This is a genomic window from Candidatus Zixiibacteriota bacterium (genome assembly GCA_017999435.1).
Lineage (GTDB): Bacteria > Zixibacteria > MSB-5A5 > GN15 > FEB-12 > JAGNLV01.
Window position 1 is genome coordinate 531,115 of sequence record JAGNLV010000003.1, and the last position, 22,752, is coordinate 553,866.

Here is a 22,752-nt window from a genome sequence, read left to right on the forward strand (position 1 = left end):
TATTGGCGGTGACACGTATCGCCGCCCCGATAAGGAATTGACGACCCGTTAGGCTTGGCAAGTGAAAACTCCCGCGTTGACGCTCCTGTGCAGTCTGCTTCTGGTGTCCCTGCTGCACGCCGAGAACCGTCCGATCATTATCGGCGGGCTCGACGGCCTTGATCCGTGGGCGGAGGAGGCGGGTTACCCGGTGCTCCTGGCGCTCTCGGGCGGGGGCATTCGCGGGCTGGCCGGGATCGGCGCGCTGCGGGCATTCGAAGAAACGGGTATCCGGGTGGTCGCCATCGCCGGCACCTCCATGGGCGGGGTCGTCGGCGGGCTTTACGCCGCCGGCTACAGCCCGGCCGAGCTCGAGGAAATCGTGCACGGGCTTGATTTCGCCGCGCTCTTCCAGAACACCCCGCCCCGCGCGACCATGCTGCAGACGCGGCGGCGCGAACACGGGCGCGACCTGATCAGGCTGCGCTTCGAGGGCCTGCGGCCGCAAATCCCGCAGGCGCTCACCTCGGCCCAGTACCTCACGAACGTCCTGACGGAGCTGACGACCCAGGCGACGTACCGGTCCGACGGGGACTTCAGCCGCCTGCGCGTGCCCTACGCGGCCGTCAGCACCGACATCATCAGCGGTCAGCAGGAGGTGCTGCGGAGCGGCTCGCTTGCCGACGCCATGCGGGCGACCATGGCGTTCCCGCTGGCTTTCACCGGCCTGGAGATCGACGGCAAGTTTCTCATGGACGGGGGCATGGTGGATCCGGTGCCGGTCGACGTGGTGCGCGATCTGTCCGACTCCACCGATTTCGTGGTGGCGGTGAACACGGCGAGCACGCTGCGGAGCCGGGAGGAGCTGGTGACGCCGCTCGACATCGCCGACCAGGCGACGACGATCATGACGGCGCAGCGGCTGCGGGAGTCGCTCGACGAGGCGAATTTCGTCCTCGAGCCGGCGCCGCCCGGCATTCAATCGACGGACTACCGGTTCAGCGACAGCCTCATCGCGCTCGGCTACCGGGCCGCCCTGGCGGCGGCCGACAGTCTCCGGCGCCTGCTGGAGCAGCGGGTTGACCACACTGAGTTTACAGTCGCGAGCGTGGCCGCGGCGACCTTCAGCCCGGAGGCCCAGGCGATCTTTCGGGATGCGCTCCTGAATCGCCCGTTCACCCGCGCCGGGCTTATCCGGGAACTGAAGCGGCTGGTGCGCGCTCTCGACCTGTTCCGTCTGGAGGCCGTGCTGGAGCCGGCGACGGGCGGCGGCGCGCCGGGGGAGGCAGTTGAGCTTCGCCTCAATGGATTCGCCAATTTCGCGCCCGGTGCCGCGGCCTTCCTCTTCTTCGGCAACACCCGTTTCGACGACAGCGACATGGAGGAAACCCTGGCGCTTGGCGATTCGGCGGTGACGCCGGCCAGCCTTCGGCGCGGCCTCGACCGCATCCTCGGCCGGTACGCCGCCGCAGGCTGGGACCTCGCCTGCATCCGCCGGACGTCTGTCGATCCCGACCGGGCGCGCATCACGATCGTGATCGACGAAGCGCTGGTGCGGGATATCGCGGTGGACGGCGTGCGGCGCACCCGCCCCTGGTACGTGCGCGCCCACTGCCCGCTGCGATCGGGGGAGCCCTATTCGACGGCGCAGGCCGCCGCGGGACTCAAGAACATCTACGGCACCGATCTCTTCGACCGGGTCACCATCGACATCCGCCCCTCCGGCGGGCGGCCGGTCGTAGTCATCGGCGTGGAGGAAAAGGCCTACCCGCAGGTGCGGCTGGGCTGGCACTGGGACGACGAGTACGAGTCGGAGGAATTCATCGAACTGGCCGACGACAACCTCGGCGGGATCGGGGTGGAGGGGCTGGTGCACGCGCGCTACTCCCCCGACCGGCAGGACTATCATGTCGGGTTGCGCGCCGACCGCATATTCAAGACCTACCTCACGAGCACGATCAGCGGGTACCGTACCCTCCTGGACCGCCACCTGTACGATGCCGATGACTCGCTGATCGGCGCGCGCCGGGAGTCGAAGGCCGGCATCGAGATCCGTCTGGGCCAGCAGATCGCCCGGCTGGGGACGGTCACGGCCGGCCTGGTGGTGGAGCAGGTCGAGTACTCGCACGAGCCGGACGGCTCGGTCGAGAGCGATTTCGGCCTGCGCATCCTCGAAATCGAGTCGATGATCGAGACGCTCGACCGGGTACCGTTCCCGCGCACCGGCGAGCGCATCTACCTCCAGTTGCAGCAGGCGGGGAAACTGGTCGGCGGCGATGCCGAGTATACGCGGTTTTCGGGGTCGCTCGAAGCGTACTTCCCGCTGTGCGGTTGGCTCACCTATCATCCCCGGGCCGCGGCCGGGCTCTCGCGCCCGGCCCTGCCCTGGTCGGAGAAATTCTACCTGGGCGGCATGCACTCCCTGGCCGGCTACCGGACGCACCAGTTGGCCGGAGACCAGATGCTCGTGCTCAGCCAGGAGTTGCGGCTGGCCCTGCCGCTGCGGTTCTACCTCTCGCTCCGGTACGATGTCGGTGATGTGCACGACGCGCTGGAGGAGATCCGGCTGTCGTCGGTGCGGCACGGCGCGGGCATCAGTCTCGCGCTGGACGCCCCGATCGGGCCGGTCGAGATCGGCTACGGGGTGAGCGCGGACGACCACGAGCAGCTCTACCTGCGGGCGGGGTTCGACTTCTAGGGGCGCACGGCCCCCCCTTGGTGTCACGCGGCTGCCGCGTCCCGGCCTCCTGTCGGCGCCGCAATTCTCACCACGCCGCCGCTCGAAAGCACTCTCTGTGTCGGGGTGAATTCTCTGCTGTCCGCTCGTAGAACACAGCCATCGGGAGTTCAGTTCCCGGCGCGCTCCGGGCCGGGGGGTCTATGCCCGCGCGGGGCGGCAAAGGGTTTGCCTGTGCGGTCGCGATGGTGTAGCTTCTCCCGGTGTCCGGACAAATCGGAGGTGATATGCGAATCAGCCTGATTGTTTCTTTCGTACTGCTGGGTCTCGGATGCGGCGCCGGCGAGCGCCGCCCGGCGGTGGACGCGCCCGATCTTGCGGCCACCCTGACCCAGGCGGCCGCTCTCGTGACCGACCGGTTTCAGCAGGATCTGAGGGGGGAGTTGATGGCGGCCATGAACACGGGTGGGGCGGCGGCCGCGATTGAGGTCTGCCGCACGCGGGCGCCCGAGATTGCCGCGCAGCACAGCCGGGTGGGGGCATGGTCAATCGCCCGGGTATCCGACCGGCCGCGCCGCCCGGAGCAAGCCGCCGATGACCGCCAGCGCGCGGCCCTGGCGAAATTCAGCGACACCGCCCTGGCCGACCAAGCTCTCACCGAATGGCTGGCCGACGAGCGCGGCGACTCCAGCTTCGTCTACTACCGGCCGATCCGGATCGGCGGGCTGTGCCTCTCGTGCCACGGAACGCCGGACCAACTCGCCGCCGGCGTTGCGGAGCGACTCGCGGAGGTCTACCCTGGGGATCAGGCGACCGGGTACGCGGTTGGAGAGCTCCGCGGGATGTTTGTGGTCGCCATGGCCTGGCCGGCGGCCCGGGCGGAGGCCGAGCGCCTCGTGCAGGCATCGAGAGATACGACCGGCACCGCCCGCTAGGAGCCAGGTGCGACGGCCGGGGCGGGCCGGCTAAAAACGATACGCGGCGCTGACCCGGAAAGTATCGTCGAAATCGGTCTGGCGGAGGTAGGCGAAATCGATCGTGACGTGGCGGACATCGACGCCGCCGCCGGCCGTGAACCGGCCGATGTCAAAGCCGGCGCGGCCGAACAGCAGCTCGCGGTAACCGATTTCCCAGCCGAAGTGGGTGTCCAGCGAGAGCGGGCCGCTCCAGTACTGGGCGGCCGCCTCGAGGCTTTCGAATTTCACATCCCCGCTCATCATGAACCGCCCCGTGAACTCGCGGTAGCGCCGCTCGAGCCGCAGGCCGGGCTTGACCGTCGGGTAAATCGACTCGGTGTTCGCCCCCGCGAGCGTGTCGCCGCCATAGCGGATGAAACCGGTGGTGACGTCGGTGACCATCACCCCGACATCGGCCCACGCGGCGGCCCGGTAGAGCAGACCGGCATCGACCGTGAGACCCTGGCCGGACTTCACGCCGATGTCGCGGTAGATGATCTTGGCCGTGAGGCCGAAATCGAGGCGGTCGGCGAGACGGCCGGCGAGGGCGGCGCCGATCAGGATGTCGGCGTGGCTCTCCTCCTCGACCACGTAGGGATAGTTAAACTCATCGAGCTGAGTGATCTTGATGCCCCCCCCGCCGAGATAGTAGACGTAGAAACCATACGTCCGGATCGGGGAGGCAGAGTCCGCGGAAGCACTGGTGAATCCGACATAGTCATGGTTGAGCAGCGAGCCGAAGGTTTCCGCGTGCATTGCGGTGAGATAGTGACCGTCGAGGCGGGCCATGCCGGCCGGATTCCAGTAGGCGGCCGTGGCATCGAACGGGCCGGCCGCCACGGCGCCGCCGAGGGCGAGGCCGCGGGCACCGGCGCCGAGCGTGAAGGGTTCGCCGGCGTACTTGGCGGCACGGCCGCCGGAGGCCGCGGCCAGGGCGAGCGCGAGGCTGAGGGCGAAACGGAGCGCGGTTGTCTTCATAAGGTGCACCATCGGCGGCAAGATATAATACGGAGAGTCGGGACGCTACTGTAAGTATCGGCGGGGCCGAGTGCTGCGCCGGTGGCGCCCGAAAGGCCTGCATTGCGGGCTATGAAGTTAGAGCTTGTCGGCGGAGACGCCTGAGCTATGCCGTCATTTGCCGGAGGCTGAGGGTTTCCGGCCTATGGGCAAAGGCAGCAGGGGACGCTGAACAGATCGAATCCGACTCGTCTGAGGCCTTGCCTGCCGCTGCCCAATTTCGCATTTCCTGCGGATTTGTTTTCGGCTTTGATATACAGCAACCAAGCCCACGTTTTTGGATAAATAACCTGTGGAAGCCTTCTCTGACTCAATGTTCAGGCGGCCGGCCTGTGAATAAATCAGGCAAGGAAAGGCCACAGTGGATCGCAGATCCGGAAACGAGCGAGAACGGAAGTCGTTGATGCGTAGTGCGTTCTGTGCGGTTATCCTGTTCTGTCTGACCACAGTGAGTACCGACGCGCAGTCGGCCAGGCCCGGGAATCCCTCTGGTCCGAAACGCGACGATCACCGGTGCCTCACGCAATTCTGGTATGATTGGCAGTATGGGCGGAAAACGGCGGGGTTCATGTGCCCGCCTGAGGGTGTGTGTGACAGCCCGAAAGTGCGCAATTCGTGGATCCCCGCACCCGGGCAGCCGATCACTACCATTGCCGTGTTCTTCCATATCATAACCGGGGACGATGGGGCCAACCCGTCGCTTTCCGCCGACAATCTTGCCGTCGCCGTCGCTGCAATGAACGCAGACTTCCTGCCCTACCGCATCCAGTTCCGCTACGATTACCGGTTTATTTCATCATCGCAGTTTCGGGTGCTCGACTCCTGGGACGAGTGCAACCTCATGAAGGAGACCTACGCGTTGGATCCGGAGTACCAGTGCAACATCTTCGTGACCGGAGTCGACATCGACGGCCAGAGCTTCTCTTGGGGAACGTACCCCTGGGAGCCCGGCGCCGAGGGGCCGCGAGGCGGTATCTTCATGGCCAGCAATCACATGCCTCCCGATGACGACGGCACCCTCACCCACGAGATGGGCCACGCCCTGGGGCTCTACCACACCTTCTACGGGGTCGAAGAGGTGGAGCCGTGCGGAGTCTGCTACGAGTCTCCTCAACAACTGACCAACGACTGGGTCGGGGATTTCTGCTCCGACACCGACCCCACTCCCGAAAACTACTACTGCCTCCCGCCCTCCGGGACCGACCCGTGCACGGACATCGCCTGGGGACCGACTCAGCCGCAGAATCACATGAGCTACGCTCCCCTGTGGTGTCGGTACGAGTTCTCGCGGCAGCAGACAGGCCGCATGCACTGTTGGTTGCGGGATCGTTTGGAGTCCTGGATCGTCTCGGTCAGTTTCGAGGCCGATGTCGCCTCCGGACCTGTTCCGCTCGATGTACAGTTCACTTCGGAAACGCTTGAGGATGTCCTGAGCTGGTCCTGGAGTTTCGGCGACGGCGACTCGGCCGATGTGCCGCATCCCAGCCACACGTATACGGGACCGGGGCGGCACGATGTCTCAGTCACAATTGTGACCGCCCACGGCGCTTTCACCCGAACCCGGAGCGACTACATATGGGCGCAGGCGGACACGCTGATTGTCCCCGGCGGACTGGGACGGGTTGAGGAATCGGTCAGATTCGACATCGGTGCGAGAAACACGCAGCCCGTGGATCGCATCAGGATACCGTTCGACTGGAACGGCCCCCTGAGCATGAGCCTCGACTCCGTGTCGACAGCCGGCCTGCGAACGGCCGATATCGCGAACCACGGTTTCCTCCACTGCGATCCCTCGAACAGGTGCGCCACCTACGAGGTCAATCCGCCGCCGGGACAGGAGATTCTTCCCGACACCGGGGCTCTGCTCAGCATCTACTTTACGTGCTCTTCAGGTTACCACGGGCAGACCAACCCCATTGCCATCCTGTCATACGGCGGTTATGAGCCGCTTCTCTCCTGCCCGCAGGGTCCCGTGGTTCCGATCCTTCTCCCCGGAGAGCTGGAAATCTGCGGCACCGGAGACGTCAACTATAACGGCGACGGCCCGAATATCGCGGACCTCATCTACCTTGTCGACTACCTGTTCAGAGGCGGTCCGGAACCGCCGTCGGCGGCCACCGCCAACATCGACGGTCTCCTCCCGGTCAACGTCGTCGATCTGACTTCCCTCGTCGGCTACCTGTTCGGGACCGGACCGCCGCCGCCCTGCTTGTGATGATTGCGCGGATTCGGGGCCGCGGCGCCGTTCGAATGCGACAGCGCGAAACGCCTTTTTCGCAGGTCCCCACTTCCCCAACCGCCGCCGCCGATCGTTCTCGTCCATTTGCGACTCCCCGCCGCCGCTGGCGCCGCGGAAACTCGGTGTCGGTGCAGATCCGGTTAACGAGGACGGAGAGCTTGTCGGTGTCGCGGCCCGTGACAGCGAGGTCAGGAGTGCTGTCGCCGGTCAGATCGGTGACGCAGATACCGAGCGGGCAGTCGCCAACAGACCACGTTTATGCGGCGGAGAAAGTAGCGTCGCTGCCGTTAAAGAAAAGCGAGGTGCAGGCGGCCGAGTCGCAAGGGCGGCCAGGTCGAAATCGTTGTCCTCATCGAGATCCCCCGCCTCGACCCGGATCGGGACGTCGCACGTGGGGCAGCTCAGGGACGGAGCGAGGAAACCGCCTCCCCTATTCATCCTCACGGACACGCCGCCGGCGCGGGTCCGCCGCGGAATACATACGCTATGAGGAACGTGATGTCCGCGACCGCCAACTTCCCGTCTGCTGTTACATCCGCCTCCTCAAAGCAGTCAGGCTCCGGCCCGCCGCGGAAAACATGATTGATCAGGAAAGTGATGTCGGCCACGGTTACCGCTCCCGCCGCATCGAAGTTGACATTCCCTCTGGTTCCATTGCAGCATTTCGTCCAGGAAGCCAAATGCCCCGACACCTTGTTGCCTGCTATAGCGAAATCTCCCCCAGCGATAAGGGCCCCGCCGCACACGGTCAGGGCCAAGACGTAGCCATTCATCCCCGAACCGAGCGAAGACCACGCCGAACCGTTCCAGGAGGCGATGCGGTTGGCGCTGGTCCCGCCCGCCGTCGTGAACCCGCCCCCCGCGATCAGGTTGCCGCCGTACCCGGTCAGGGCCTCGACCGCGTCATTCATGCCCGAACCGAGCGAAGACCACGCCGAACCGTCCCAAGAGGCGATGTAACTGGCGCTGGTCCCGCCCGCCGTTGTGAATTCTCCCCCCGCGATCAGGTTGCCGTCATACACGGTCAAGGCCTCGACTGCGTCATTCATGCCCGAACCGAGCGAAGACCACGCCGAACCGTCCCAGGAGGCGATGTGGTTGGCGGTGGTCCCGCCCGCCGTGGTGAAATATCCCCCCGCGATCAGGTTGCCGTCGTATACGGTCAGGGCGTAGACGTAGCTGTCGTAGTCACTCATGCCCGAACCGAGGGAGGACCACGCCGAGCCGTCCCAAGAAGCGATGCTACCGGCGCTGGTCCCGCCCGCCGTGGTGAAATATCCCCCCGCGATCAGGTTGCCGTCGTACACGGTCAGGCCATTGACGTAGCCGTAGTAACCCATCCCCGAACCGAGGGAGGACCACGCCGAGCCGTCCCAGGAGGCAATGAAGTTGGCGCTGGTACCGCCCGCGGTGTCGAAATGGCCCCCGGCGATCAGGTTGCCGTCGTACACGGTCAGGGCCTCGACGTAGTCATTCATGCCCGAATCGAGGGAAGACCACGCCGAACCGTTCCAGGAGGCGATGTAGTTGGCACTCGTTCCGGCCGCCGTGCTAAACCATCCTCCCGCCATGAGGTTGCCGCCGTACACGGTCAGGGCATAGACCCCGTAATCCATCCCCGAACCGAGGGAGGACCACGACGAACCGTTCCAGGAGGCAATGAAGTTGGCGTTGGTTCCGCCCGCCGTTGCGAAATATCCCCCGGCGATCAGGTCGCCGTCGTAGACGGTCAGGGTACCGATGTAGTCATTCATCCCCGAACCGAGGGGGGACCACGACGAACCGTTCCAGGAGGCGATGCAGTAGGCGCTGGTTCCCCCCGCCACTACGAAATATCCCCCGGCGATCAGGTTGCCGTCGTAGACGGTCAGGGCACGGACCTCGTAATTTATACCCGAACCGAGGGGGGACCACACCGAACCGTTCCAGGAGGCGATGCTGCCGGCGCTGGTCCCGCCCGCCGTCGTGAAATAGCCCGCCGCGATCAGGCTGCCGTCGTACACGGTCAGGGCACGGACGAAGCCATTCATCCCCGAACCGAGGGAGGACCACGCCGAACCGTTCCAGGAGGCGATGCCCTTGGCGCTGGTTCCCCCCGCCATCGTGAACTCTCCCCCCGCGATCAGGTTGCCGTCGTATACGGTCAGGGCGTGAACCCAGTCGCTCATGCCCGAACCGAGGGAGGACCACGCTGAACCGTCCCAGGAGGCGATGCGATTGGCGCTGGTTCCGCCTGCCATCGTGAAATCTCCCCCCGCGATCAGGCCGCCGTCGTACACGGTCAGGGCCAAGACGTAGTCATTCATGCCTGAACCGAGGGAGGACCACGCTGAACCGTCCCAGGAGGCGATGCGATTGGCACTAGCCCCGCCCGCCGTGGTGAAGGTTCCCCCCGCGATCAGGTCGCCGTTGTGTACGGTCAGGGCATAGACGGAGTTATTCATCCCCGAACCGAGGGAGGACCACGCCGAACCATTCCAGGAGGCGATGTAGGAGGCCACCACATCACCAGCGGCCTGAAACGAACCTCCAACAACGAGATTTCCATCGTAGACAATAGCTGCACGTACGGCGCTGTCAACACCGGGAATGGAGGGGGAAATGCTGTTGTCCCAGAAGATGTCATCGGGGTGGTCGGCAGGGAAAGCGGGAGAGGCAGGCTGAAACAGCGGCGCGCGGGTGGCGGGGTCGATGCCGGAGCGGAAGCCTTCGATATCAAGCGGGCCCTCGTAGCCGGAGCGCCGAGCGGCGTCGAGGTCGAACCGGCCGTCGGGGGTGAGGTACTCACGTATGCTTTTGCCTCGCGGTTGAGTCGGCAAGGGATCTTCGGCAAGGATCGAACCTGCGAAAATCAGGCAGAGGGCGAGAGAAACAAATGTGTACTTCATGGAAACACTCCGGCGTCTATGCGGCCGGGCGGCCGGCGATTTGAACTCCCTACGTCAACGGGAATAAGATGCCAAAAATGGAGTATTTGGTCAAGGAGAATGCCGAGGAGCAGGGGCGGAAACCGGCGCGCGCGGGAGCAGAGGCCACGTGAAAACGGCGGGAGCGATCGCTCCCGCCGTTCGGGTTCAGTCTATAAGCCTGAGGCCGTGATCAGTGCGGGGTCGAGGTCGACTTGTCGCCCGCCTTGGTCTCGGTCGACTTGGCCTTGTCGCACGGCTTGGCGCAGGTCGCGGCGCACGACTTCTTCGCGCCGTCGGAAACCTTCGCCGCCGGAGCGGCGGTGCCGGTCGTGGCGACGGCCGGGATGATCTGAGCTTCGTAACCCTTGTTGGTCACGAGGGTGGTCATGTCGTCGTTCTTCGCCATGGTCTTGTCGACGATGACGACGGCGAGGCCGCGCTTGTGGTCAACCTTCGCGACTTCGAGGACACCCGGCGCCTTCTCGAGGGCGGCCTTGATGGAGTTCTCGCAGCCGGTGCAGGTCATGCCCTTGACCGACATCATGCGGACTTCGGCGTTCTCGCCGTGGGCCTGACACATCTTGCCCCAGGCCGCGCAGTCCTCGGGAGTGCAGAACGACGGATCGCAGCCGGCCATGAACTTGGCGTTGGCGCAACTGCCGGCCGCGGTCATCGCCGTCTCCCCGGTCTTGTGGCCGGAGCAGCCGGCATTCTCAGCCGAGGTCATCTTGGCTTCGGCAGTCTTGCCCGCCGTGCAGGCCGACTTGGCCGAGGCGGATTCCGCGGTCTTCTTGACGGCACAGGAGCCATCGGCATAAGCTGCGGCGCCGGCAAACATCATGGCGACCGCCAGAACGAGGGCGACGGTGAATACTTTTCTCATGGTGTTACTCCTCTTCACACGGGTACATCAGCGGTTCAGGTTTTATGGTACAGTATACGTTTTTTTATCCGGCCAGTCAAGCGCGATTACCGGTTTGTGGATATTTTTGGGCGATGATGTGTTGTATTGGCGTCATCGGCATCGGCTATCCCACCTATCGGTATGTCGGTTTAACACCCCAGACCGGGGGATGGTTTCAGAAAAAAGCGTACTATTTCAGTCCCTTATTGCCATCGTCTTTATCTTCAATCGGTTACCGGAAGAAAAACCTTGATCGCACAAGGTCATTTCACTTATATGCGGATATATGAATATTAATATATCACCGCACGACCAGTTCAAAGCCCTGGCCGACCCGACCCGGTTGCGGCTGCTCGTGCTGCTGACAGCGGGGGAGCTGTGCGTGGGCGATCTGGCTGCAACTCTGGGGCTGCCGCAACCGACCGTGTCGCGGCACCTCGCCCGGCTGAAACTGCTCGGCTGGGTGGAAGACCGCCGGGCGGGGAAACGGGTGCACTACCGCCTGGCCCACCCGGAGACGGCGGTGGGGACGGCGATTGCGGAGCTTCTCCCCCGCCTCGCGGCCGAGCCGCCCTTCGGGGAGGATAGGCAGCGGCTGAAGGAGCACTGCCGGGGCGGCGATGCCGGCGGCGAGCGCGGTGCGGAGATCTGACAGAGCATTTCCCGCCGCTTCTCCCCCGCGGTTCGGGCAGGCTCAGTGACCGCCAGATACACCAATTCTCATCGGGCGGGAAATTCGCCGACCGGCGAGGCTAACGCGAGAGCTTGCTGTTGGTCGGATCGGCGGGCCGTTTGGGACGGAGGCGCGGGGGTTTCGGAAAGAGGTGGCGGCCGGTCCAGACGGCGCGGAGCACCGAGTACCCCATGAACTGAATCATCACCGGCAGGCGTTTCTCGGCGGGCTCGTGGAAAGTGAGGGCATACAGCCCGCTGCCGAACCTGAGCACGGCGGAGATGGCGAAGAGGAGATGATAGTTCACGAAGGTGCGGCCGCCGATCTGCCAGGTCATGCCCGACCAGCGTTCGGCCAGGTATCCGCCGAGCAGCGAGGCGGCGAAGAAGGCGATGCCGGTGACCATGGAGAAGAGGGCGAGGTAGGCGTTGCGTCGGCCGCTCGGGCTGTTGGCGATCGGGATGTTGAAGGCCGCGAGATTGAAGCCGGTCCAGAGGATGGCGGAGAAGATCACCTCGGGGATGAGGATGCCCAGGTGGCCGGCGGTGGGAAACAGCCAGACGAGCGGGATAAAGCCGATGCCGAGGGCGGTGAACGCGATCACCGGCTTGCAGCCGAAGCGGTCGATGAGAGCGCCCCAGGGTCGGTTCATGAACATTCCGATGACAGCGGCGGCGCTGCTGTAGGCGGCCACGAGCGTGAAACTCATGCCGAGGTTGGTGAGCATGTGGGGGGCGAAAAAGGGAGCGGCGATGCCGATGGCGCAGTTCCAGGCAGAGAAGACGACCAGGAGGTGCCGAAAGGTGGGATTGCGGAGCGGTTCGACGAGGCGGTCCCAGCCGATGCGGGCGCCGCGCGACGGGCGGTCGGGGGTGCGGTTGAGCAGGACGGCGGCCGCGGCCGCGAAGGCCGCGGCGGCGGCGATGATGACGGCGAACCCCACCGGTTCGCGCCCCCGGTGGCGAAAGTAGTCTACAATGATGCCGCCGATCATGGTGGCCAGCAGGGTCGCCAGGGAAATCGCCACGTTGCGGGTGCCAAAGAAACGCCCGCGAATCCGCTCGGGCACGAGGTCGGCCACCCAGGACATCCACCCGACGGTGGCGATGTTGATGGCGACCGCGCACACGATGACGACGGCGATGAGAATCTCCAGCTTGAACCCGATCGGGAGCAGAGCCACCGGCACGATCAGCCACCAGGACTGGCGGGCGATGACGGAGTAGCGGACGGTAATGCGCTTGCGGGCGCCCGTGCGGTCAATGAGGTAGGCGGAGGCGAGCTGCGCGATCGGCGCCAAAAACGGCGCCGCCGTCAAGAGCCCGATCTCGAAATCATTCGCCCCCCACAGGAGGGCCAGGCCGGTGAGAAACGCGCCGCCGGTGAGGACGGTGAAGACGGTGGCCAGCGCGCCCTCCACCGAAATCAGGGTCAACGCCGCGCGGGTGACCGCCGAGACGCGGGCCGAGCCGTACCTGGGCCCGCGCGGCGCGGACGCGGCAAGGTCGCTGTCTTTCATTCGGCGCATGGGGCTCCCGGGGTCTCTCTTGTTCGGCGGCCGGACACGCACCCGGACAAGACCGGGATCCTCGGCCGCCGGGGATAAGATATGCAGGCAGGGCGCGGGGGAAGGTTTTTTTTTGAGCGACGGCGGCGGGCGTCGCGCCACCCGGCACACGATCACTGCCGCAGCGGCGCCGGATGAGATGCGCAGAACCGCAAAGGGCGGTCAGCGGGACGGAAACCGGGAGTGCCACCCGGCCGCGAAACCCCGAACCGCCTCAGAGGCGAAGTAGACGAAAGCCGCCACGATCAGCAGCGCGGCGATCCAGATGAAGATCCACCCGCGGCCGGCGAAGTGGTTCCGTTTCAAACCGCGGGAGTACCACGGGGCGGCCTTGCCGGCCCCGCTGAGACAAGTATAAGCCAGAGCACAAAAGACCAAACCGAGCACCAGCACCAGGCTGGCGAGTGTGTCGAACGAGAATCCATCCATGACAATCTCCGGGCTGCGCGTAAAGGAACCGGGCATACCGCTGCGTACGGAAGTAAGAAGCGGGACGGCGCCTGCGGCCGTCAACTCTTTTTGTCTACCCCGACAACGCCGGGCCGGTCGGGACGGGAGAGACGGCGGGAGGGCCGGCGGGCGATGGCGGGCGCTCCTACAACCGCTTCCTCCGATGGCTCACGAAATCCCAGATGACGAAAGAGCCGAGGTCGTCAACGGAGGCGAAGTAGGCGCGTCCCCGGTTGAGTTCGGTGAGGCGCTCGACGAACGTGCGCAGGTAGGGATCATCGGTCACCATGAAAGTGGTGATCGGGATCTTCTTCTTGCGGCAGATCACGGCCTCGTCGAGAGTGCGGTTGACGATCATGGGATCGAGGCCCACCGGATTGCGATAGAGCCGGCCGTTGGACCGGGTGATCATCGACGGCTTGCCATCGGTGATCATGAAGATCTGCCGGTTGGCGTGCTTCTTGGCCATGAGCAGCCGGCGGGCCATGCGTAGGCCGGCCTGCGTGTTGGTGTGGTAGGGGCCGACGCTCACGTAGGGCAGCTCCTCGATCGGCACCTGCCGGGCGGTGTCGCCGAAGAGAACGACGGTGAGATCGTCCTTGGGGTAGCGCGTGAGAATCAGTTCGGTGAAGGCCATGGCCACCTGCTTGGCGGGAGTGAAGCGATCCTCGCCGTAGAGGATCATCGAATGCGAAATGTCGATCATGAGGACGGTCGCACAGGAGGCGAGGCGCTCGGCCTCGTTGACTTCGAGGTCGCGCTCGGCCATGTCGAGGCCGAGGTCGCCGGTGCGGAGAACGGAGTTGAAGAGCGAGCTCGTGTAATCGATGCGGCGGGGGCTGTCGCCGAATTCGAAGGGGCGGCGTTCGGGCAGCGGCTCCTCCGCCGAGCCCCCCTCGTACGGCAGCGGGTGGTTGCCCCGGCCGGCCGCTTTCATCCCCTGGAACACGGCGTCGAAAGCGTCCTGGCGGAGCCGGCGCTCCCCCTTGCCGGTCAGGCGGAGCCGGCGGTCGCGGCCGGTTCCAATGAGGCGGTTCCGGCGGAGTTCCTCCTCGAACTCGTCGAGGTCGTACTTCTCATCGAGGATTCCCTGCTCCTGCAGGCGCCGCATGAGCCGGAGGGTTTCCTCGACGTCGCCGGCGAGCCGTATGAGCAGGTGGTTGTAGATGGCCATGAGGTCGGCCAGCTGGCGGAGCCGGCGGAACAGCTCCTCGTTCCATTCGGAGTATATGAATCGCATGGCCTCTCCCCCGGGCGGCGGGGCGGCGCCCGGTCAGCGGTCGCTCTCCATCCCGCGCAGCATGTCCGAGAGCACGTCGCCGTAGCTGACCGCGGAATCGCGGATTTCGCGGGCAATCACGTTGTACTGGTGCAGGCCCTCGAGCACCAGCTCCATGCGCAGGAGAAACTCCCGTTCGTCGCGGGTGTCGAAATACCGCCGCACGATGCGGTCGAGCCCGGCAATCGAGGTCAGCGCTTTCTTGTACCGGTCGAACGGCATGTCGTCGGAGAGCTCGAGTTTGCGGCCGGACGAGAAGTAGTCGGTGATGGCCTCGTAGGGGTTTTCCCGGTCGGCCGCCGAGCTCTGGTCGCCGCGGCGCCTTTCCCGGCGCGGCTCGGGGAAGTGCCGGGCAAAGACCTCCTTGACCGCCAGCCCGATCAGGTTGTGGGCCACGAGCGCAGAACCCTCCCGCTCCCCTTCGTACACCAGTTCGATTTTGCCGGTGACGGCCGGGATGATGGCGTAGACGTCGGCCATGCGGGGGAAGCGGTCCTGGTCGCGGAAGCGGAGGACGCGGCGCTCGATGTTCGAGACGAGAGCCTCGTAGGCAGCGATGGAGACGCGGGCGGAGACGCCCGAGGTCTGGTCGACAAATTCGCTGGCGCGGGCCTGGAACGACACCTCCTCGATGAGGTCGCGAACGAGGTCGGGGATGCGGATGTCGGCGGCGGCGATGTCGGCCTCGTGCTCGGTGATGGCACGGGCCTCGGCCAGCGTGCGCGGGTAGTGGGTGATGATCTGTGCGTCGATGCGATCTTTGAGCGGGGTGATGATGTTCCCGCGGTTGGTGTAGTCCTCCGGGTTGGCGGTGAACACCAGGAGCATGTCGAGCGGCACGCGCAGGGGGAAACCGCGGACCTGGATGTCCTTTTCCTCGAGGATGTTCAGGAGCCCCACCTGGATGCGCGGCTGGAGGTCGGGAAGTTCGTTGATGGCGAAAATCCCCCGGTTGGTGCGGGGGATTATGCCCCAGTGGATGACCTCCTCGTTGGAGATGTCGAGCTTCTCGCGGGCCGCCTTGATCGGATCGATGTCGCCGATGAGGTCGGCGATGGAGACGTCGGGCGTGGCGAGCTTCTCGTGGTAGCGCTCGCTGCGGTGGAGCCAGGCAATCGGCATCCGGTCGCCCATCTCGGCAACCATCTGCCGCCCCCGGGGCGAGATCGGGCTAAGCGGGTCCTCGTTGAGCAGAGAGCCGGGGATGACGGGGATATACTCGTCGAGCAGCGTCTCCAGCCCGCGGACAATGCGGCTCTTCGCCTGGCCCCGCAGACCGAGAAGGATGAAGTTGTGGCGGGCGAGGAGGGCGTTTTCTATGCCGGGGAGCACAGTCTTGTCGTAGCCAACAATGCCCGGGAAAACCGGTTCGCCGGACTCGATGCGGGCGCGCAGGTTGTCCCGCAATTCATCCTTGACCGAGCGGCTCTTCCAGCCGGACACTTTTAGCTCGCCGCGGGTGGCGGGTCGGGTTGTCTTGCTCATCGTTTCCCTTTGCCCCGTAAGGGGCTAGCGGTTCCGGGTTCGGTATCACTTCCTGATAACAACGCGGCCGGGCGGAAGTTCGGGGGAACGCGGAAAAACCGGACGCCCGGAGGGACCGGTCAGGGGTGGGCGACGATCCGGTAGTAGCGCTCGCGCTGCTCTTTGGGCACCGAACCCGAGGGGATGTCGATGACTTCGACGGTGACGCTGCGGCTGCCCTTGATGTGGATGACGTCGCCGGGGCGGACCTGGTAGGCCGGTTTGACTTTCTGGCCGTTGACTGTGACCAGGCCGTTTTGCCCCAACTCCTTGGCGACCGTGCGGCGCCTGACCACGCCGACGGTCGAGAGGTAGTCATCGATGCGCATCACGACCCCAGGCGGTAGTCGATGTAGGTGCGGGCCTTGATATCATCAATCCAGTCCTCAATCATGCGCGCGGTCTTCTCCTGGCGGGCGAGCTCTTTGAGACGGTCGTAGTCGTTCTCGAGAGTGAACTCGTGCTCGGACTGGTAGGCAAGGAGTTTGAGGATGTGGATGCCGAATTCGGTAAGGACGGGGCCGCGGATTTCGCCCGGGGTTTTCCACTCTCTCACGGCGGCGGCGAATTCAACCGGGAGTTCGTTGACCGCGAACCAGCCGAGTTCGCCGCCGGTGGCCCGGGTGCGGTCGTCGGCCGAGTACGCCTTGGCCATCTGGGCGAAATCCCCGCCCGCGCGGGCCTCGGCGATGAGCGAATCGGCCAGCTCGCTCGTCTGCAGCGTATCCTCGCGGGTGGGCTGCACAGCCAGGAGGATGTGGCGGAGCCTGACCTGGTTGTCCCGCCGGTCCTCGCACTGGATGACGTGGTAGCCGAACTGGGTGCGGACAACGCCGGAGATGTCGCCCGGCTGGAGACTGAATGCGGCGCGGGCGAATTCCTCGACCACATCATCGCGGGAGACCCAGCCGAGATCGCCGCCGTTGGCGCCCGCGCCGCCCGAGGAATACTGGGCCGAGAGGGCGGCGAAATCGGCGCCGTCGAGGACTCTCTGCCGGAGCGCGGCGGCGAGGGTCTTCACGGAATCGTCGACCGCCGGGGCCGGCGCAAGGGCCAGGAGAATGTGGGCGAGCTTGACCGCCTCGGGCTGGGTCGGGATGGAGTCGCGGAACTGGCTGTAGAACGCCTCGACCTCATGGCGCGACACCGACACCGACTGGAGGCGGCGGCCGACGAGGCGCTGTTTGAGCAGTTGGCCGCGGATGTCGTCGCGGTAGCGTTTCTTAAGATCGCGCAGGGTGAGGCCCTCCTGCGACAGGGCGGCCTCGAACTCGGCGGTGGTCGGGAAGTTGGCGGCGATGCGCGCCACCTGCTGATCGAGCGCCTGGTCGATCTCCTCGTCGGTCACTTTCACCGAGGTGTCCTGTTCCGCGGCGACGAGGAAGAGCTGGTCGGAGATCATCTCCTCGAGCACCTCGCGCTTGAGCTTCTCCACCTCCTCCTCCGATTTCGGCTGCTTTTTGGATTGCAGCACGGCCAGCTGCATCTGGCCGGCCAGCTCGGAGGCGAGAATGACCTTGTCGCCGACGACGGCGACGATGCGGTCGACCGTGTCGCGCGCGGCCCCGGCCGGGCCCGCCGCGAACAAAGCCGCCAGCGCGGCCACGATGATGAGCGGCGTGCGGCCGCGTCCCGCGCCCGCCATCAGCCCTGCTCTCCCTGCGGCACGCCCTGGGGGTACTTGTCCATGTCGATCGTTGTCCGGAGGGCGTCCTCGTTGATGCGGATGGTCGTCTGGGCTTTGCGCTCCTCGATCCAGACGGCGAGCGCCTGCACGCGCTGCTCTTCTTTCAGCTTGGTGAGGATCTGCGCCTTGACGTCGAGAAAGTCCTTCACCGTCGGGCTGATCTTGTCGGCGACGTAGAAGATGGAGTACTTGCCCTGGGTAACGACGGGGCCGCCGATCTGACCGACCGGCGTTTTGACGGCGAGGTCGTAGATCTCCGGAAACCACTTGCGGTCGATGTAGCCGAGGTCGCCGCCGGCCGCGCGCTTGCCCGGACGCTCGGTCAGGTCCATGGCCTTGTCGCGGAACCCCTGGAGGGAGCGGATTTCCTTGGCCAGTTTCCCCGCCGTGAGCTCGTCGGAGAGGAGAATTTCAAAGACCTGCACTTTGGCCGGATCCGTGAATTCGTCGAGGTGCTCATCGTAGTACCGCCGCACCATGCCGTCATCGGGCGCCGGCGGCACCGGGAGCGAATCGTCCCGCATGATCATCGCCATCGTCAGCTCCTTGAAGAGCTTGAGGCGGCGCTGGTACTCGGGGTCGCTGTCCATGCCCTCGCGGTGGGCCTGGACGACGAGGAGGTCCTGGAGCTTGATGGTGAAGATGACGGAGGCCAGCGAGTCGTACTGGTCGAAATCGGGGCGGATCGCCGGGGAGAGATTCTTGGCCAGGTCGAGGTACTCCAGCACCGTGATCTGGCCGTTGTCCCAGGTGGCCAGGACGAGTTCTTTCTCGCTCCGATCGAGCTGCTCGACGTCAAAATCGTTCCGGGGGAGCGTCTCCAGGAGCATGGGCGGGTAGAGCATGGAACGCTTGTGGAGCAGGTACTGGCAGGTGGCGGTGTCGACGTGGATCGGGAACTTGGTGCGCAGGCTCTCGACGTAGGCGCGGGAGAGTTCGGAGCGTTTCCGGTTTTCCAGCTGCTGCTTGATTTCCATTTTCATCTTGTCGAAAGAATCGCGGAACTCGTTGGGGAGTTTGTCGACCAGCTTGATAATGTGGTAGCCGTACTCGGTGTGGACGGGCGGGGACACCTCGCCGGGCGCCATGGCGAACGCGGCTTCCTGGAAAGCCGAAATCATGCTGCCCCAGGTGAAATAGCCGAGGTCGCCCTTGTTCTTCTTGGCCGAGGGATCGCGGGAGTAATCGAAGGCGAGCTTCTCGAAACTCTCGCCGTTCTGGATGCGGGCGAGGAGGGCGTTGGCCGTGTCGAGGTTGTCGACGAGGATGTGGGAGGCCTTGATCTTGTACTCGAGCTTCTCCCAGAACTCGCGGATCTCGGGCTCGGTGGGGACGGACTTCTCGGCGATCCGGCGCTGGGCGAGAACGTCGACGAGCAGCCGGTCCTGGTTTTGGACGACGAGGCGGGCCAGTTCCTCGCTCTGGTCGATGCCCTTCTCGTAGGCGGCCTGGATGAGGAGGCGGTTGACGACAATCGTGTCGAGCATTTCGCGGCGCTTGGCGAACTCGTCCTGCGCGGTCGGGAACGGGTAGCGGATGCTGCGGAAGTAGTCGTTGAACTCGGCGGCTTTGATTTCGTAGTCGCCGACGACGGCGAGGGTGGGGTTGTCCGATTTTCCGCAGCCGGCCAGCAGACCGGCCAAGAGCAGCAGCCCGAAGGCCGACACGAGGGGGCGATAACCTTTGTCCATCGATCCTATTCCTTCAACAGGTTCCTACGCTTCATACTCCCTTTGTACCGCGCGACGGCACGGTGGTTTCTCGCCGAGCGGCGACAAGACAATATTATAGCGGGCCGGGCCCCGGCCGCCAAGCGGGAATTTGAGGGGATTCGGGAAGGGGCGGGGCGCTATTCGAAGTCCGATTCCAGGTAGTCTTTGGTCAGAGACTGCCGGGACAGCTGCTGGGAGAGCCTCTTGCTGAACTCGAGCGCCGAGTTTTCGCCGTACACCTTGAGCATGTGGTTCATGGCTATGACTTCGGAGATGACGGTGATGTTCTTGCCGGGGGAAATGGGGACCCGGACAATGGGGATTTGGACGCCGAGGATCGTCGTGTAGCGCTCCTCGAGGCCGAGGCGCTCGTAGTCGTCCGTCTCTGACCACAGGGTGAGGTTCACTTCCACCTCGATCCGCTTCTGCATGCGAATGGCGCGGATGCCGAAGAGGCCCTCGATGTCGATGATGCCGACGCCGCGGATTTCCATGTGGTGCCCGAGCAGCTCGGAGCCGGAGCCCTTGACCACGTCCGGGGCCGCGCGCGTAATCTTCACCACGTCGTCGGCCACCAACCGGTGGCCGCGTTCGATCAGGTCGAGGGCCACCTCCGACTTGCCGATGCCCGACTTGCCGGTGTACAGCAGCCCCACGCCGTAGACGTCGACCAGCGTGCCGTGGACGGTGATCGAGGGGGCGAAGATGTGGTCGAGGTAGGCGGAGAGGCGGGCGGCCAGTTCGGCGGTCGTGAGGCGACTGGAGAAGACGCCGGTGCGGTGCCGGTCGGCGGCGTCCAGGAATTCCGGGGGCGGCGTGAGCCCCTTGCTGATGATGACCATGGGAATGTCTTTTTCAAACAGCAGGTGGGAAATCTCGGCCAGACGCTCGAGGGGGAGTCGGTTCATGTAGGCCATTTCAGTCTCGCCGACGATCTGGACACGGCGGTTGGCGAAGCGCTCAAAAAAGCCGGTCAGGGCGAGACCGGGGCGGTGGAGCTCGGGATGGTGGATGACTTTGTTCAGCCCGGCCGTGCTGCTGTTCAGCAGGGTGAGCTCCAGATCCTGGGTCCGGGTCGTATAGAGCTTCTCGACTGTGATTCCCGACATGGCAGGGACAATATACAAAACCCGGGGAGGGGGCAACTATGAAAAACAGGGGCAAAATAGACCGCCCCGCCGGAAGGCGGGGCGGTTCGAGGAGGATAAAAAGGCACTGTCAGGCCCCGGGGTAAAGGGGACCCGTATCAGTTACTGCCGGTCCTGCCGGTCTCTCAATTCCCGCTTCAGTTCGGCTTTCATCTCCTGCAGTTCGCGGCGCAGCTCTTCCAGCTCTTTCCGCAGCTCGTCGCGGTCGTCGCCGAGCCGGTCGAGATCCTTGAACTCGAATTTCAGTTTCCCGAGCTGTTCCTGAAGCTCCTTCATCTCGCGCTGAAATTCCTCGGAGTTGAAATACTCCTCCAGCGCGCCGTCGTAGTTCCCCTTGGAGAGGCCGCGAAGCTTGGGGACATTCAGAATAGCCAGGTCGGGGCCGATAGTCGCAAAATTGCCGTAAAAAGGACTGTCGCGGGTCTCCAGTTCGGCGGTGAAATTCTCCGCCCGCTGGTTCCGGATGGCCGTGATGACCACCTTATCGCCGGCCTCGCGGTCCCGGATCGCCTCGGTCACCTCCGATGCATCGGCGACCTTCTCGCCATCGATCTCAATAACCACATCGCCTGCTTTGAGCCCCGCTCTCTCCGCCGGCGAATCCTCCGCGACCTCGCTCACCAGCGCCCCCTTGCCGTCGGCGACGCCGAAGTAGCCACCCAACTGGTCGGTGAGATCATTCAGGGTGATTCCCAGGTAGGTCTGCTTGGCGCCCGACAACGTGTACGCGGAATGGTTGCCGCCGTCGAAGTAGGAGCGGAAAGTGCCGTAGAGGTTGTCGTCCTCCTCCGACCGCGCGCCCGCGACAACGGAGACACTCTGCTCTTTGCCATCGCGAATGACGACCAGTTCGAGGCGATCGCCGGGCGAGGCTTCGTGGAGGACATCGATCAAATCATCGGAGTCGGTGATTTTTTCGCCGTTGAGCGAGATAATGACATCCCCGTTCTTCAGGCCGGCCTGGTCGGCGGGGGAATCCTCGACCACCTCGTTGATGACGGCGCCGTAGGACACGGTGAGATCAAAAGCGTCGGCCAGATCGTAGTCGACCGACTGCGTATAGACCCCCAGCCAGGCGCGCTCATCTGTATCTTTTCCGGCGAGACCGGTGGCGGCGAGCAGGCCGAGGGCCGCCAGAGCCACGATCGCCGCGAGCCAGAATCGTTTCATAGCGCTATATCCTCCATGGGTCAGACTGTTCAGGTTGCTAAAGCGATATACGCGGGACGTCCGGCGAGGTTTCACGGGGGAGAGACCGAGAGGGCGGGGCGCCGGAGCGCAGGAGATATGCCGTCGGCCCGGGGGTGCCGGTGCAGACGGTGCGAGCCGGGTCGCGGAGCCTCTCCCGTCCTCTCCTCTCCCCGCCCCGCCCCGTCCCGGCAGAGTCTCATGGCGGGGCTACTCATATGCGGGGCAACAAGTTGTACGTCACGCCCCCGACATCCGGCCGGCTACGCCCGACCGTCTGGATTGACCGGCCGCGTGGATTGCACCGGGTCGCTCATGTGCAGGGGCACACTGCCGGGGAACCGATGGCGCGCGGTCCGCGAATCTATGGCTGCCTTGCGGACTCGCGCGGGTGGGGAGAAGGTTGGCAGTCGCAATGACTACGCCGAATCCGTAGTGATCGCTGTGGCGATCCCGGGCGATTCGGCGGGAGCAGGGACATCCCCGAGGTGCGCGTGGTCCATGCCTCCGACGACGGGCCGCCCGGACGATGGGGGCCGGGAGGACCGATCGGGTGTGGGCGGGTCGGCCGGAAGCGGATCGAGTAAGAGCGGGTCGGCTAAGAGCGGATCGGCTGAGGGCGGATCGGCTGAGAGCGGATCGGCTGAGGGCAGATCGACTGAGAGCGGATCGGGTGAGGGGTGCGGGAAAAAGGAGTTGACTTTGGCGGGAAAAACGGTATTAATGGTGAGCTTCGCCTGCGGGCGAAGCGCGGTTTTTTGATTACTCCGGTGTAGCTCAGTGGTAGAGCAGCTGACTGTTAATCAGCGGGCCGCTGGTTCGAGTCCAGCCACCGGAGCCAAA

General features: G+C 64.9%; 16 protein-coding genes and 1 tRNA gene. 5 read left to right on the forward strand and 12 right to left on the reverse strand.

Annotated elements, in window-relative coordinates; all coding sequences use genetic code 11:
* Window positions 1-61 precede the first annotated feature (61 nt).
* Window positions 62-2,677 (forward strand): patatin-like phospholipase family protein, encoded by a 2,616-nt coding sequence (locus KA261_10285; protein MBP7698187.1) that lies wholly within the window; start codon window positions 62-64, stop codon window positions 2,675-2,677.
* A 266-nt stretch (window positions 2,678-2,943) separates the two neighbouring features.
* Complete coding sequence (locus KA261_10290) at window positions 2,944-3,591, forward strand: DUF3365 domain-containing protein (protein MBP7698188.1); 648 nt, start codon at window positions 2,944-2,946, stop codon at window positions 3,589-3,591.
* 30 nt (window positions 3,592-3,621) lie between these two features.
* Here KA261_10290 and KA261_10295 read toward each other — a convergent pair whose 3' ends face one another.
* A complete protein-coding gene (locus tag KA261_10295; protein MBP7698189.1) occupies window positions 3,622-4,590 on the reverse strand; it encodes a hypothetical protein in 969 nt (322 codons plus the stop codon).
* A 625-nt stretch (window positions 4,591-5,215) separates the two neighbouring features.
* Here KA261_10295 and KA261_10300 point away from each other — a divergent pair.
* Window positions 5,216-6,844: a PKD domain-containing protein gene (locus KA261_10300; GenBank protein ID MBP7698190.1), complete on the forward strand. Its 1,629-nt coding sequence runs from the start codon at window positions 5,216-5,218 to the stop codon at window positions 6,842-6,844.
* 464 nt (window positions 6,845-7,308) lie between these two features.
* On the opposite strand, the gene KA261_10305 is transcribed toward KA261_10300, so the two are convergent.
* Window positions 7,309-9,756, reverse strand: coding sequence for a hypothetical protein (locus tag KA261_10305; GenBank protein MBP7698191.1), 2,448 nt, complete (start codon window positions 9,754-9,756; stop codon window positions 7,309-7,311).
* Between the two features lie 211 nt (window positions 9,757-9,967).
* Window positions 9,968-10,660, reverse strand: a complete 693-nt coding sequence (locus KA261_10310) for a heavy-metal-associated domain-containing protein (GenBank protein MBP7698192.1) — start codon at window positions 10,658-10,660, stop codon at window positions 9,968-9,970.
* Between the two features lie 307 nt (window positions 10,661-10,967).
* Between KA261_10310 and KA261_10315 the strand changes: the two genes are divergently transcribed.
* Entirely contained in the window at window positions 10,968-11,333 is a 366-nt protein-coding gene (locus tag KA261_10315; protein MBP7698193.1) for a helix-turn-helix transcriptional regulator, read from the forward strand.
* Window positions 11,334-11,433: 100 nt separating this feature from the next.
* On the opposite strand, the gene KA261_10320 is transcribed toward KA261_10315, so the two are convergent.
* From KA261_10320 to KA261_10360, 9 genes are all read right to left on the reverse strand, one after another.
* Window positions 11,434-12,882 carry an MFS transporter gene (locus KA261_10320; GenBank protein MBP7698194.1) on the reverse strand — a complete coding sequence of 483 codons (1,449 nt, stop codon included), beginning with the start codon at window positions 12,880-12,882 and terminating at the stop codon, window positions 11,434-11,436.
* A gap of 201 nt (window positions 12,883-13,083) precedes the next feature.
* The gene (locus tag KA261_10325; protein MBP7698195.1) at window positions 13,084-13,350 is read right to left on the reverse strand and encodes a hypothetical protein; all 267 of its coding nucleotides are present in this window, start codon (window positions 13,348-13,350) and stop codon (window positions 13,084-13,086) included.
* 166 nt (window positions 13,351-13,516) lie between these two features.
* Window positions 13,517-14,611 (reverse strand): VWA domain-containing protein, encoded by a 1,095-nt coding sequence (locus KA261_10330; GenBank protein ID MBP7698196.1) that lies wholly within the window; start codon window positions 14,609-14,611, stop codon window positions 13,517-13,519.
* Between the two features lie 33 nt (window positions 14,612-14,644).
* Window positions 14,645-16,135, reverse strand: coding sequence for a magnesium chelatase (locus KA261_10335; protein ID MBP7698197.1), 1,491 nt, complete (start codon window positions 16,133-16,135; stop codon window positions 14,645-14,647).
* Between the two features lie 119 nt (window positions 16,136-16,254).
* Window positions 16,255-16,503: an RNA-binding S4 domain-containing protein gene (locus KA261_10340; GenBank protein ID MBP7698198.1), complete on the reverse strand. Its 249-nt coding sequence runs from the start codon at window positions 16,501-16,503 to the stop codon at window positions 16,255-16,257.
* Window positions 16,503-17,819, reverse strand: a complete 1,317-nt coding sequence (locus KA261_10345; GenBank protein ID MBP7698199.1) for a peptidylprolyl isomerase — start codon at window positions 17,817-17,819, stop codon at window positions 16,503-16,505. The genes KA261_10340 and KA261_10345 overlap by 1 nt, the downstream gene beginning before the upstream one ends.
* Window positions 17,819-19,552, reverse strand: a complete 1,734-nt coding sequence (locus KA261_10350) for a peptidylprolyl isomerase (protein MBP7698200.1) — start codon at window positions 19,550-19,552, stop codon at window positions 17,819-17,821. The genes KA261_10345 and KA261_10350 overlap by 1 nt, the downstream gene beginning before the upstream one ends.
* A gap of 158 nt (window positions 19,553-19,710) precedes the next feature.
* The gene (gene hprK, locus KA261_10355) at window positions 19,711-20,682 is read right to left on the reverse strand and encodes an HPr(Ser) kinase/phosphatase (protein ID MBP7698201.1); all 972 of its coding nucleotides are present in this window, start codon (window positions 20,680-20,682) and stop codon (window positions 19,711-19,713) included.
* A gap of 141 nt (window positions 20,683-20,823) precedes the next feature.
* Window positions 20,824-21,891: a PDZ domain-containing protein gene (locus KA261_10360; protein ID MBP7698202.1), complete on the reverse strand. Its 1,068-nt coding sequence runs from the start codon at window positions 21,889-21,891 to the stop codon at window positions 20,824-20,826.
* Between the two features lie 784 nt (window positions 21,892-22,675).
* Between KA261_10360 and KA261_10365 the strand changes: the two genes are divergently transcribed.
* Window positions 22,676-22,750 (forward strand) — tRNA-Asn (locus KA261_10365).
* Window positions 22,751-22,752: the final 2 nt, after the last annotated feature.

What these genes read in the sequence shown, in the direction of transcription:
- KA261_10360 (MBP7698202.1), bottom strand. Translation starts at nt 21,891, where the DNA reads ATGAAACGATTCTGGCTCGCGGCGATCGTGGCTCTGGCGGCCCTCGGC.
- KA261_10305 (MBP7698191.1), bottom strand. Translation starts at nt 9,756, where the DNA reads ATGAAGTACACATTTGTTTCTCTCGCCCTCTGCCTGATTTTCGCAGGT.
- KA261_10295 (MBP7698189.1), bottom strand. Translation starts at nt 4,590, where the DNA reads ATGAAGACAACCGCGCTCCGTTTCGCCCTCAGCCTCGCGCTCGCCCTG.
- KA261_10320 (MBP7698194.1), bottom strand. Translation starts at nt 12,882, where the DNA reads ATGCGCCGAATGAAAGACAGCGACCTTGCCGCGTCCGCGCCGCGCGGG.
- KA261_10325 (MBP7698195.1), bottom strand. Translation starts at nt 13,350, where the DNA reads ATGGATGGATTCTCGTTCGACACACTCGCCAGCCTGGTGCTGGTGCTC.
- hprK (MBP7698201.1), bottom strand. Translation starts at nt 20,682, where the DNA reads ATGTCGGGAATCACAGTCGAGAAGCTCTATACGACCCGGACCCAGGAT.
- KA261_10350 (MBP7698200.1), bottom strand. Translation starts at nt 19,552, where the DNA reads ATGGACAAAGGTTATCGCCCCCTCGTGTCGGCCTTCGGGCTGCTGCTC.
- KA261_10345 (MBP7698199.1), bottom strand. Translation starts at nt 17,819, where the DNA reads ATGGCGGGCGCGGGACGCGGCCGCACGCCGCTCATCATCGTGGCCGCG.
- KA261_10315 (MBP7698193.1), top strand. Translation starts at nt 10,968, where the DNA reads ATGAATATTAATATATCACCGCACGACCAGTTCAAAGCCCTGGCCGAC.
- KA261_10335 (MBP7698197.1), bottom strand. Translation starts at nt 16,135, where the DNA reads ATGAGCAAGACAACCCGACCCGCCACCCGCGGCGAGCTAAAAGTGTCC.
- KA261_10290 (MBP7698188.1), top strand. Translation starts at nt 2,944, where the DNA reads ATGCGAATCAGCCTGATTGTTTCTTTCGTACTGCTGGGTCTCGGATGC.
- KA261_10340 (MBP7698198.1), bottom strand. Translation starts at nt 16,503, where the DNA reads ATGCGCATCGATGACTACCTCTCGACCGTCGGCGTGGTCAGGCGCCGC.
- KA261_10330 (MBP7698196.1), bottom strand. Translation starts at nt 14,611, where the DNA reads ATGCGATTCATATACTCCGAATGGAACGAGGAGCTGTTCCGCCGGCTC.
- KA261_10310 (MBP7698192.1), bottom strand. Translation starts at nt 10,660, where the DNA reads ATGAGAAAAGTATTCACCGTCGCCCTCGTTCTGGCGGTCGCCATGATG.